Below are 11755 nucleotides of genomic sequence, written 5' to 3' on the forward strand. Positions count from 1 at the left end.
CCCACGGCTGATCGGCATGTCATCCTCGCGCATCGCCTCGGCCGCCACCCACCGATGGTGGAACCGCTCGGATCGAACCGGTTACTCAGGGCACCTACGCTGGAGGGGTGGCACGAATTCGGGTGGGAATCGCCCAACTGAACACGGTGGTCGGTGATCTCGATGGCAACGTCGAACGCATCCTCGACGCGTACCAAGCCGCCGAGAAGGCGCACTGCGACATCGTCGTGCTCCCCGAACTAGCCATCACGGGCTATCCGCCCGAAGACCTCATCCTCAAGCCAGGCTTCGTGGCCGCCAACCGAACCGCCCTGGACAGGGTCGCCGCCGGCACCCAACGCTGCGCCGCCGTGGTGGGTTTCGTCGACACCGGCCCAGCCTTGTATAACGCCGCCGCCGTCTGCGCGGCCGGGGAGGTGCAGGGGATCTACCGAAAGCGGCTTCTGCCGAACTACGCCGTTTTTGACGAGGCCCGCTACTTCGCTCCGGGAACCACCCCCCTCACTCTGTTCCAGATCGCCGGAGTGAAGGTTGGCATCGCCATCTGCGAGGACGCATGGCATGCCAATGGAACCGTCACGCCGCAGTCCGCCGGTGGGGCCGACCTCGTGGTCATCCCCAATGGATCTCCTTACTTCGATGGCCGCCCGGACGAACGCGAGCAAATGGTGAGCATCCGTGCGGCCGATGCTCGCTGCCACATCGCCTACGTCAACCAGGTCGGCGGCCAGGACGAACTCATCTTCGACGGGGGCTCCTTCGTGGTCGACGACCACGGCGATCTTCTCGCCCGGCTCCCCCAGATGACCGACACCGTGGCCTTCATCGACCTCACCATCGATCCGATCTCACCCGAGCGTGGAAACGGCCCGCGGCTCCCCGTCATCCAGATCTCCCCCACGGCGGCCGCCGCCCCCGAGTCCCACTACCCGCCCACGATCACCTCACGGCTGTCTCCGGAAGCCGAGGTGTACGACGCCCTTGTGCTCGCCACGCGGGACTACATCACCAAAAACGGCTTCCACGACGCCGTCCTGGGCCTCTCCGGTGGTATCGACTCATCCTTGGTGGCCGTCATCGCCGCTGATGCGCTCGGACCCGAACACGTGCACGCCGTCTCGATGCCCAGTCGCTTTTCCTCCACCGGATCCCAGACCGACGCCGCCGCGCTGTGCGCCGCCGTTGGTATCGAACTGCGAACCATCGCCATCGAACCGGCCCACGCCGCGTTCCTCGAACTGCTCGGACCCAGTTTTGCCGGGCGAGAACCGGACCTCACCGAGGAAAACCTCCAGCCGCGCATCCGGGGCACCCTGCTCATGGCCCTATCAAACAAGTTCCGCGGGTGGCTGGTCCTCACCACGGGGAACAAAAGCGAACTCGCCGTTGGCTACTCCACGCTCTATGGGGATACCGCCGGGGGCTTTGCCGTGATCAAGGACGTTCCCAAACTGCTCGTCTACGACCTGTGCCGTTTTCGTAACGAACGCGCCGGTCGAGAGCTCATCCCGGAGGCTGTCCTCACCAAGCCTCCTTCCGCCGAACTGCGGCCCGACCAGCGGGATGATCAATCACTCCCTCCCTATGAGATCCTCGACCCACTGCTGGAGGCCTACGTGGAACACGACCTCACCCGCACCCAACTTGTGGAACAGGGCTTCGACCCGGCGTTGGTGGAACGCATCACCCGGCTGGTCGACCTCTCGGAATATAAGCGACGCCAAAACCCGCCCGGCCCGCGTATCAGCGGCAAGGCGTTCGGAAAAGACCGGCGGATGCCCATCACGAATGCCTACCGCGGATGACGGCGATCACGACCGTCCTGTTCGACTTTGCCGGCGTGCTCACCTCGTCGCCGTGGGGAGCTATGACCGAGGCCGGCGGGGGCGATCTGTCACTCCTCATCGGCTCCTACGAGCAGGACACCGACCACCCCTGGCATCAGGTCGAACGGGGTGAACTCGCCATCACCGACTGGGCGGTGGCGGTAACCGAACTGGGCCGGGCGCAGGGAATTGAGGTGGACTTCGCCCCGCTCTCCGCCCTCCTCGGATCAATGACCTTGCACGAGCAGGTCATCGATCGGGTACGTACCCTCGGCGGCGAGGGTTACCGGCTGGGACTGATCACCAACAACGTGAGTGAGGGCCGCGCCACCTGGCGGGCGATGCTGCCCCTCGACGAACTGTTCGAGATCGTGGTCGACAGTTCCGAGGTAGGAATGCGCAAACCCAATCCCGCCATCTACCACCACGCACTGGCCCTCTTGGGTGGCGTCGCACCCGAGGCCGCGGTATTCCTCGACGACAGCCACGGCAATGTGCTCGGGGCCCAACGGGCTGGCTTGCATGCCATCCACGTGCAAGACCCGGACGCGGCGCTGAAAGAACTCGACCTACTCCTCGGACGCTGATCCCTGCCCGTGACGGTGCCACGTCGCCACCATGTCGGCGTAGCGACCGCCGTTCGCCACCAGCGCCTCGTGTGAGCCCAACTCCACTACTTCCCCGTCGTGGATCACGGCGATCCGATCGGCCCGCATGGCCGTGGCGAGACGATGGGCGATCAAAATAGCGGTACGGCCCTCCAACAATGTGTCGAGCGCCTCCTCGATCCGGCCCTCAGAACGCAGATCGAGGTTCGAGGTGGCCTCGTCGAGCACCAAAATCCGCGGGCGGGCCAGGAACACGCGAGCCAGCGCGAGCAGTTGCCGTTCGCCGGAAGATACCGACACCCCTCGTTCGTGCACCGGAGTGTCGAGTCCGGCTGGCAGTCGCTCCAGAAGATCACTCAGGCCGACCAGCCGACAGGCCTCGATCACTTCGTCCTCCGATGCGTCGGGACGGGCGAAGGTGACGTTGTCGCGGATGGAACCGCCAAAGAGGAATGCCTCTTGGGGCACCGTGCCCACCTGAGCATGCACGGAGGCCAGGGTGGCGCCACGAATGTCGATGCCATCAAGGAGCACTCGCCCGACGGTCGGATCGTAGAGACGATTCACTAACTTGGCGATGGTGGACTTTCCGGCCCCCGTTTCGCCCACGAAGGCAAACGTCTCGCCAACCGGGATCGTGAGGTCGATGCCGTGGAGCACGTCCCGCCCGGGGGTGTAGGCAAAACTAACCCCCTCCAGGCGCACCTCGCCGCGGAGTAGCGGCAACGGCTCGGCGTTAGGGTGCTGGGCCACGCTGGGCTCCTCGGCGAGTAACCCTCGAAGCTTGCGCACCGAGGCCTGTCCCTGCTGGTAGGTGTTGTAGAGCTGCACCAGTTGCTGGATCGGGGCAAAGAAGGCGGCCAGGTAGAGGATGAAAGCCACGAGCTCGCCGATCTCGAGCGAACCATTCAGAACCCACCGACCCCCCACCACCAAGATCACGACCTGGCCGGCCATCCCCACCGTTTCGGTGACGCCGCCGTAGGCGCCCCCCACCATGGCGGTGGCATCGTTGGACCGGCGGTAGGCATCCACAATGGTTCGGTGCTCGGCCACGTTGTGCGACTGCCGATTGTGCGCCGTCACGATCCTCACACCGGAGAGGCTCTCCTGTAGATGGGCCATCACATCGGCGATACGGTCGCGCACCACGTCGAAGGTCTGGTCTGAGGCGGAGCGGTACCAGACCGTGGCGGCCAACATCGACGGCACCACCACCAGCAGGGTGATGGCGGCCAAGGGGGGGTTCAACGCGATGAGCACCCCACTCACAAACACCACTGTGAGCCCCTGCACGAAGAGTTGCACCAAACCCTCCTGCAGCAACTGCGTGAGGTTGTCGAGATCGCTGGTCATCCGCGTCATGAGCCGGCCCGCCTTCTCCCGGGCGAAGAAGTCGATCGACAACCGTTGGAACTGGCTGAACACTTTGAGGCGCAGGTCGTAGAGCAAGCGCTCTCCCACTCGACCGGTCCAGGCAATCCGGCTGCGGCTCGTCACCGCTCCCACCATCACACTCAGAAGATAGAGCCCGGCCACCGCCGCGATCACCGTACGATTTCGCAGGCGAATACCGTCGTCGATCGCGATGGCCGTGAGCAGTGGCCCGGTCTGGAGGGCCACGGTCTCGATGACCACCAGGACGATTGCTCCAACGAGTGCTCGGCGGTGGGGCAGGACAAGTCGACGCAGCGAAAAGGGCAGTGTGTCGGAGGCAATCGGCTCATAGACCACCACCTCGTGGTCGTGCACGGGTTCGTGGGCGAGGAGCTGGTCAACCCGCTCCTGCATCTCGGAAGGAACACCGGCAAAGGGCAGGTTCGATCCGGCCGCGGTACTCCCCGCGAAGGGTGCGCCCGCCCCGCCCAGTGCACCGCCACCCCACGCCATCAGCGCGACGCTCCCTGACGATCGGACCGATCATCACCATCGGCAATGTGGGCGAGCACCTCGGCGTAACGCGGCTCGCGGGCCATCAGATCGGCGTGCGTACCCGTGGCCACGATGCGGCCGCCTTCAAGCAGCACCACGCGTTCGGCCAGGTTGATCGTGGACACGCGGTGCGCAATCACGAGGGTGGTTCGTCCTTCCATGAGGACGCGCAGAGCGCCGTGGATCTCCTCCTCCACCTGCACATCAATGGCGCTGGTGGCATCGTCGAGGATAAGAACGGCCGGATCAGCCAGGAGGGTGCGGGCGATCGCAATCCGCTGACGTTGCCCCCCCGATAGCGTGTAGCCCCGCTCCCCCACCTCGCTGTCGAACCCTTCGGGCAGGGCGTCGATGAACTGCTCCGCCCCCGCCGCGCGGGCCGCCGCTCGAACATCGGCCAGAGGTGCATCGGGGCGGGCATAGGCAATGTTTTCGCGCACCGTGGCTGAGAACAGGAACGGTTCATCGAGGACCAGCCCCACTGCGGCCCGCAAACTGGCGACAGTGAGGTCCCGCACATCGTGACCATCGATGCGCACTACCCCGTCGCTGGCGTCATAGAAACGTGGGAGTAGGCGGGCCACGGTGGACTTACCACTCCCCGTCCGGCCCACGATGGCCACGGTCTCACCCGGAGCCAGGCAGAGATCGAGATGCTGGAGAACGGGTCCACCATCGCCGTACCGGAACGTCACATCCTCGAGCTGCACCGAGCCGGCCGGGGCCAGGAGATCCACGGCCCCGGGGCGGTCGGCTATCTCGGGTTCTGAATCCAGAATCTCGTAGATCCGCGCCGCCGAGGCCGCCGCCCGTTGGCTCAGCAAGAGCATGAAACCCAGCGTGCGGAAGGGCGCCTGCAGCAGCACCACGTAGGTGCTGAAGGCCACGATCGTGCCGACCGACACCGTTCCGTCCACCGCCAACATCCCGCCGTAGAGCAAGACGGCCGCCAGTCCGAGACGGGGAAGCCCCTCCATGATCGGCGCGTAGCGGGCCCGTGCGTCGATCTGGCGGATCGAGGCCCACCGGAGCCGGCGAGCGGCCGCACCCAGCGCATCCATTTGCTGCGACTCGGCGGCAAAAGACTTCACCACCCGCGCCCCCGTGACGTTCTCCTCCACGATCGTCGCCACATCAGCGGTGCGGGCCTGCACCACCCAGCTAATGGGAAACAGCAACTCCCGCATCCTCACGCCCACCACATAAATGAACGGAATCGGCAGCACGGCCACCACCGTGAGCGGGACGTTGATCGTCAGCATGATGGCGAGCGCCACAAAGAAACTGCCGAGGCTGAGGGACACGATCGGCATGAAGGTGAGAAACATCTGCACCGAACGGATATCGCTGTTGGCTCGCGAGATGAGCTGACCGGACTGCACCCGATCGTAAAATGGAAACGACAGCTTGGTGAGATGCTCGTAGATCGTGGTGCGCAGGTCGTATTCGAGGGCGAAGGCCAGTTTGTAGAGCGTGGAGCGGTAATAGAACGTGAGGCCGCCGCGAACGATGGCCAGCGCGGCGAGCGCCACGACGAAGGGCCAGAGCGTGCTCGTGCGCTGGATCAGGGCCCGATCGATGGCCAGCATGAGCATCAGCGGCGCTACCACCTGGGCCAGCATGGCCACCGCCGCGGCCAGCAGGCCGGCCAGCAGGCGCCACCGGCGCGCCATCACCAGCGGCAACATCCGTCGGACCCAACCAAGGTCGCGATTAGCCGAGACCACGCCGGCGGGCGCCGGTGCCGCCGGACCGGGAGGCCCGGAGGGCAGCAAGGGCGGCGGGGCTGAAGCGAGTAGCGCCAAGTCGCGCTCGATTGCCGTCACGTCACCACTCACCCCCTCGTTGGGTTGGCGTCCCCATAGCGAGGGGTCGCCCGGACGAACTCTCTCCGCCACAGTGTTGTGCATGGAGAGATTGATGGGCACCCATCCGCGCCTGGCTGATCTGGCCCTGTTGGGCGCGGCCATTTGCTTCGGCAGCACCTTCCTGATCGTTCAGGATGCCGTAAAATAGGTGGGACCACTCCCTTTTCTGGGAGTTCGATTGCTCCTGGCGGCTGCCGTGCTTGCCCCGATCGCAGCGCGGGGCAGGGCCACGGCGGGCGAGTGGAACGACGGAATCCTTGCCGGGTCGGCGTTAGCCATCGGTTACACCCGGCCCACGGTGGGCCTTGGATACACCAATTCCGCCACTTCCGCCTTCATCACCTACCGGTTGGTGGTGTTCGTACCGCGGTTGGGGATGATTTTCTTTCGACGGCGACCCCATCCCGTTCTGCTCGTTGCCGTGATCATCGCCGTGGTCGGACTGGTGCTGCTCACCCGCTCCGGGTCTGGCCGTAGCCCTTTCGGCTGGGGCGAGGTCCTCACCGCCGGATGCGCGCTGGCCTTCGCCGCCCAGGTGGTGATCCTCGGGGCCACGGCCTACCGGCACGATCCAGTGCGCCGTGGGCCTCCCCGAAACCATCCCGGCGCTACTTGACCGACGAGTGACCACGCGAGAGGCTGGCCCCGATAACGATCGTTCTCAGCCGGTCACCCCGTGACCGCTGCTTAGCGAGAAAGTGGTGACACCGTTTGGCTGATCCGAAGAAGCCGCGATTGCCCTTCGCGCCGTGGGACCGCCGGGAGTTGCCCGGGATCTTTACGGTGGAAGAATCGGCGCGCCGGGTCGGCCACTACAAATGGATCGAAATGCGGCTCTTCGAGGTGCTCGGCGGGTGGGTGGCCACCGTGCCGGAACTCGACGTGAAACTGCGCCTTGGCACCCACTGCTACCACCACGCGTGGCACTCGGAGCTCTGGCACAAGCGCCTTCCAGAGCTCCGGGAAATGAATCCCGAGCGCCTCACCGCCTCACCGAATGACGAGCTCGTCGCCTTCGTCGACGCCATGACCGAGCCGGAGGGTCCCGATCTCACCATCGAGAAGTTGGTGGGCGCCTACCGGGTGCTCATTCCCGCCAAAATCGCCGCCTACACCTACCACCGGAACAACACCTCGACCATCACCGATGCGCCCACCATCCGCTCGTTGGACTTCGCCCTGGCCGATGAGTTCAACGACTGGCGCGACGGCGAGATGATGCTCCAATCACTGATCCAGAGCGAGGCCGAACTCGACCGCGCTATTGCCCATCAAGCCGCGCTTCAGAAACTGATGCTGGCCGCCGGCGGTATCGCCGGACCGGGCACCATCGGCGATTCCTATGAGCCCACCCAGGAGGCCCACGCATGAGAAAGTCCTTTCCCGTCGAAGACCTTGCCCGTGACGAGCGGTTTGTGCACGTCCCGCTCGCGGCTCGCATCAACGATCCCCGCAACGCGCAGGCAGCCGATAACGGCAGCAGCGGCCGCCGCGGGGCGGGCCGGCTCACCCCGGAGCGTCCGGATGCGCCCGATGCCGCCCGTGCCCTGATGCACGGCATCTTCGTGGGCGAAATCCAGGCCCTTGAGGGCGCCGGGCGCACCTGTTGGGATTTCGAGGTGGGCAGCGGCAACGGCGAAGGTATTCCCGAGGTTCCCTTCGAGTTGAAACTCGACATGGCCCGACAGTGCTGGGACGAAGCCCGCCATTGCGAGATCTCCATCAAACTCAGCGGCCACATGGGCACCGAGCTGGGCGAGTTCTCTGAGAACACCTTCCTCTATGAGGCCGCCTGTAACCCCGACCCCGTGCTTCGCCTCACCGGCGTCAACCGGGCCCTAGAGGGCCTAGCGATCGACGTGTTCAACACGATGCGAGAATTCGGCGAGATCGCCGGTGATCCGGTGCTCGAGTTCTGCGAAGACTGGATGCTGGCCGACGAGGTAACCCACGTGAAGATGGGTTCCGACTGGCTGCGCAAGCTCACCGCCGACGACAAGCCCCGCCAAGAACGCGCCCTCGAATTCCAGCGGGTCGTGGACAAGCTCTTCTCCCTTGGTGGGTTCCGGGGCGAGGAAGACGACAGCCCGGTGCGTCTGGCCCGTCGCTTCCGCGAGTTGGCTGGGTTCAAGGAAGACGAAATGGACACCCTCGCCCAGATCGCCAAGGAGGCCCGCGAGGAGATGGAAGCCATCGCCGAGGCCAACCGCCCCGCGATTGCCCACTAGGACGACGATGCCGGTCGAGATCCGGCCCGAGACGTTCTCGTTGGTCCACTTCGACGCCACCGAGATCAGGGCCATCGTAGAGCAACTCGTCGAGGTGATCGGCCTCCCGGCGGCCGCCTCGGTCACGATCGAAGTAGATGAATCCACCCCCTTGGCCCACGCCGAGGTGACCTCCACCGATCCCATTGTGATCGCCGTGGAATCCGGCGCCTTCGAAGACCCCAAGGTTGTCCGGCACCTCAACGCCATCGCCGCCACCGACGTATTAGGCAAACTCCTGCTGTCGGTAAAAGACCGGCTCGATCCGGCCTTCGGGGAGGCCCCGGCCGATGCTGACCTCACTCTCCCGGAAGTAGCCGCCTGGGAGACCTACTGCGTAGGACGGCTCGGACGGCTCGGCCACCATGTCCAACGTCAACGACGGCTGTACCAGTTCCGTAACCGCCACGGCTTCACCGACGCCGCCGATGCGGCCTTTGATGCGTTGTGGACCGCCGACGGGCTTACCTGGGCCGACATCAGCGCCATCTCCAACCAAGCCACCCCCTGACCCACCCCTGGGATTCCGGGCGTCAGGCGTGGCGGAGCGACGGTGGTTGTCCCGAAGGTCCTAGCCCAGATCGTGAGCGCTGATCGGCTCCAGGAGGTCGATCTGTGGGGGGTGTACCAGCAGACCCGCACACGCCATGGCCATCTCCACCATCTCCGATGAGTCGAAGTGGGCGCGCTGGGCCTCCGGGCTGTCCCACTTCTGCACGATCACGAACCGGTCCGGCGCCGTCGACGACAGCGCCAAATCGATGTTCCGACAGCCCTGGTGGCCCCGACTCAGCACCACATAGCGGGCCAGCACCGATTGGAGGGAATCCGGGTCGATGGCGTCGAAACACATCGTTACCATCGTGAGTTGCACTTCGTCGGCACCGGACCCCACCATGTTTTCTCCCTCATTTGCGACTTATAACTCTCTGACCTGCCCATATCGACTGGGGGTTGGCAGGCTTGACCAAGTCGGTATCGTAGAGTTCCATAGCGAGACCGTTCACCACCCGATCACCCCCTATTCACCGAATCTCAAAAGCAAGAGGGTTAGTTGTGCCTAAGGAGCGCGTTGAGCGTGACGAAGAAGACCTCGTTCGCCTCTATCTCACCGATATTGGTCAATACCCCCTACTCACCAAGGACGACGAAGTTCGGCTGGCCCAGGCGATTGAAGCTGGCAACGCGGCTCGTCCCGAGCTTGAAGCGGGGGGCAAGAACCTCACGCCAGCGCGTAAGCGTGAACTCAAACGTACCAAACGCATGGGTGAGAACGCCGAGCGCACCTTCGTTCAATCCAACCTACGTCTGGTGGTGTCGATCGCCAAGAAATACCAGGCGTCAGGCCTGCCGCTCCTTGACCTCATCCAGGAGGGAAACCTGGGCCTGATGCACGCCGTCGAGAAGTTCGACTGGCGCAAAGGGTTCAAGTTCTCCACCTACGCCACCTGGTGGATCCGCCAGGCCATCACCCGCGGCATCGCCAATACTGGCCGCACCATCCGCCTACCGGTGCATGCTGGCGACACCCTCGCCCGGTTGCAGAAGGCCCGGGCCCGCCTTGAGTTGAAGATGGGCCGTCCCGCCACCCTCGCCGAACTCTCGGCGGAGGTAGAAATGCCTGAGGACAAAGTGACCGAGGCGTTGCGCTTCGCGGCCGAGCCCCTCTCACTTTCTGAACCCCTCCGGGAAGACGGCGACGCCGAACTCGGCGACGTAGTGGAGGATCGCTCGGCTGAGTCGCCCTTTGAGGTGGCCGCCACGTCGCTGCTGCCCGACGAGATCAACCGATTGCTCGCTCCTCTCGACGACCGTGAGCGGGAAATCCTGAAATTGCGCTTCGGCCTCGACCGCGGCGAGGCCCGTACCCTCGAAGAGGTTGGCGAGCACTTCAACCTCACCCGGGAGCGGATCCGCCAGATCGAAGCACGCGCCATGTCCAAACTGCGCCATCCCAGCAGCGACACGGGCGCTCGCGACCTTCTCGCCGTCTGACACCCGGCGCCACCGACGGCTAACCTGCGGGGATGAAGAAACTCCTCCTGCTCATCGTCCTTGTCGCATTGGGATCGATCGCCGCCAAGAAGGTACGGGCGCTGTAGCGACTGGGCGCCGCCAGAGCCACCACGCTCCCACCATCAACGCCCCGGCGGCCGCGCCGCCTCCCAGCGCCACAGCCCGCCTTGGCGTAGGCATCGCTACCCGCTCACGGAGCGGCACTTCCAATCGGAAGTGCTCAACCATCCAACCACGCTCCTTGGCCACGCGGGCCAGGTCCTTGTCGGGATTCACCGCCACCGGATGGCCTACCGCGGCCAGCATGGGGATGTCGGTCGCCGAATCCGAGTAGGCCCAGCAGTGCTCAAGGTCGAAACCATCGCGCTCGGCCACTTCACTGATCGCCACCACCTTTTCCGCACCGTAGATGTAGCGCTCGGTCCGCCCTGAGTAACGGCCATTGTCGTCCAATTCGGCTCGCGTAGCGATGGCCTCGTCCACGCCCAGCATCCGTGCGATCGGTGCCACCACCTCCTCGGGAGAGGCCGACACGATGAACACCTTGTGGCCCCAGAGTTGGTGCGCACGGATCCGGTCAAGAGCCTCTTCATACACAATCGGCTCGATCACATCACCCAACGTGTCTCGAACGATGGCCGAGATCTCGGCCTGGTCCCAGCCCTTTGTGAGTTGCAGCACCGACTCCCGGAGTTTCTCCAACTTCTCCGGCGAAGCGCCGATCTGGGCGTACACGATCTGACCCCACGCCGCCTTGAGCATGAGTCGACGCGAAACCATCCCGGCGCGCTGCAGCGGACGACTGAAAGCCACCATCGAGGCCTTGGCGATCACTGTCTTGTCGAGATCGAAGAAGGCTGCGATACGGGGGGCATCGGCGAGAGTGTCCACGACGCGAGGGTAATGACCGAGCGGCCCTTTCCGATTCACCCCCTTGTGAGCGCCCGCCGCCGGGCCTAGGTTCGGCCCACGGCGTTGGGCACACCCCCCGTGATCGGCGCCGGTCTTCCCCCGATGTTGCTGCCTGCGGCCGTGGCTGGTGCCGCGCCCCATCGGAGGAATCCATGCTCATTGCCTGTTGGTCATCCAAAGGCGGTGCTGGCACCACCGTGGTGGCCGCCTCGCTCGCTCTCCTGCTCGCCCGCCGCGATCCCGGGGGCGTTCTGCTGGCCGACCTCGCCGGCGACGCACCGGCGGTGCTCGGGCTTCCCGAACCCGAATCGCCGGGGATCGCCGGG

The 11755-nt window shown here is 65.0% G+C and carries 11 protein-coding genes; 7 read left to right on the forward strand and 4 right to left on the reverse strand.

What is annotated here, in order from left to right; genetic code table 11:
- The first annotated feature begins 107 nt into the window (after nucleotides 1–107).
- Together EXQ71_09370 and EXQ71_09375 are read left to right on the forward strand one after the other, a co-directional pair.
- Nucleotides 108–1805, forward strand: a complete 1698-nt coding sequence (locus EXQ71_09370) for an NAD+ synthase (GenBank protein MSO87713.1) — start codon at nucleotides 108–110, stop codon at nucleotides 1803–1805.
- Nucleotides 1802–2413, forward strand: coding sequence for an HAD family phosphatase (locus tag EXQ71_09375; protein ID MSO87714.1), 612 nt, complete (start codon nucleotides 1802–1804; stop codon nucleotides 2411–2413). Before EXQ71_09370 ends, EXQ71_09375 begins: the two co-directional genes overlap by 4 nt.
- Here the strand turns inward: EXQ71_09375 and EXQ71_09380 are convergent.
- Together EXQ71_09380 and EXQ71_09385 are read right to left on the reverse strand one after the other, a co-directional pair.
- Nucleotides 2396–4324 (reverse strand): ABC transporter ATP-binding protein, encoded by a 1929-nt coding sequence (locus EXQ71_09380; protein MSO87715.1) that lies wholly within the window; start codon nucleotides 4322–4324, stop codon nucleotides 2396–2398. The genes EXQ71_09375 and EXQ71_09380 overlap by 18 nt on opposite strands.
- Nucleotides 4324–6054, reverse strand: coding sequence for an ABC transporter ATP-binding protein (locus EXQ71_09385; protein ID MSO87716.1), 1731 nt, complete (start codon nucleotides 6052–6054; stop codon nucleotides 4324–4326). The genes EXQ71_09380 and EXQ71_09385 overlap by 1 nt, the downstream gene beginning before the upstream one ends.
- Before the next feature lie 328 nt (nucleotides 6055–6382).
- Between EXQ71_09385 and EXQ71_09390 the strand changes: the two genes are divergently transcribed.
- From EXQ71_09390 to EXQ71_09405, 4 genes are all read left to right on the forward strand, one after another.
- Nucleotides 6383–6850, forward strand: coding sequence for a hypothetical protein (locus EXQ71_09390; protein MSO87717.1), 468 nt, complete (start codon nucleotides 6383–6385; stop codon nucleotides 6848–6850).
- A 95-nt stretch (nucleotides 6851–6945) separates the two neighbouring features.
- Nucleotides 6946–7605, forward strand: a complete 660-nt coding sequence (locus EXQ71_09395; protein MSO87718.1) for a hypothetical protein — start codon at nucleotides 6946–6948, stop codon at nucleotides 7603–7605.
- Nucleotides 7602–8462 (forward strand): DUF455 family protein, encoded by an 861-nt coding sequence (locus tag EXQ71_09400; GenBank protein ID MSO87719.1) that lies wholly within the window; start codon nucleotides 7602–7604, stop codon nucleotides 8460–8462. Before EXQ71_09395 ends, EXQ71_09400 begins: the two co-directional genes overlap by 4 nt.
- A 7-nt stretch (nucleotides 8463–8469) precedes the next feature.
- On the forward strand, nucleotides 8470–9012 hold the full coding sequence (locus EXQ71_09405; protein ID MSO87720.1) for a hypothetical protein: 543 nt from the start codon (nucleotides 8470–8472) through the stop codon (nucleotides 9010–9012).
- Nucleotides 9013–9072: 60 nt separating this feature from the next.
- On the opposite strand, the gene EXQ71_09410 is transcribed toward EXQ71_09405, so the two are convergent.
- Nucleotides 9073–9399, reverse strand: a complete 327-nt coding sequence (locus EXQ71_09410) for a hypothetical protein (GenBank protein MSO87721.1) — start codon at nucleotides 9397–9399, stop codon at nucleotides 9073–9075.
- Nucleotides 9400–9557: 158 nt separating this feature from the next.
- On the opposite strand from EXQ71_09410, the gene EXQ71_09415 reads away from it, so the two are divergent.
- Nucleotides 9558–10496, forward strand: a complete 939-nt coding sequence (locus EXQ71_09415) for a sigma-70 family RNA polymerase sigma factor (GenBank protein MSO87722.1) — start codon at nucleotides 9558–9560, stop codon at nucleotides 10494–10496.
- Between the two features lie 51 nt (nucleotides 10497–10547).
- On the opposite strand, the gene EXQ71_09420 is transcribed toward EXQ71_09415, so the two are convergent.
- On the reverse strand, nucleotides 10548–11570 hold the full coding sequence (locus tag EXQ71_09420) for an HAD-IB family hydrolase (GenBank protein MSO87723.1): 1023 nt from the start codon (nucleotides 11568–11570) through the stop codon (nucleotides 10548–10550).
- Between the last annotated feature and the right edge of the window lie 185 nt (nucleotides 11571–11755).

The sequence above is a fragment of the Acidimicrobiia bacterium genome (assembly GCA_009694375.1).
Taxonomy (GTDB): Bacteria; Actinomycetota; Acidimicrobiia; order Acidimicrobiales; family VFJN01; genus VFJN01.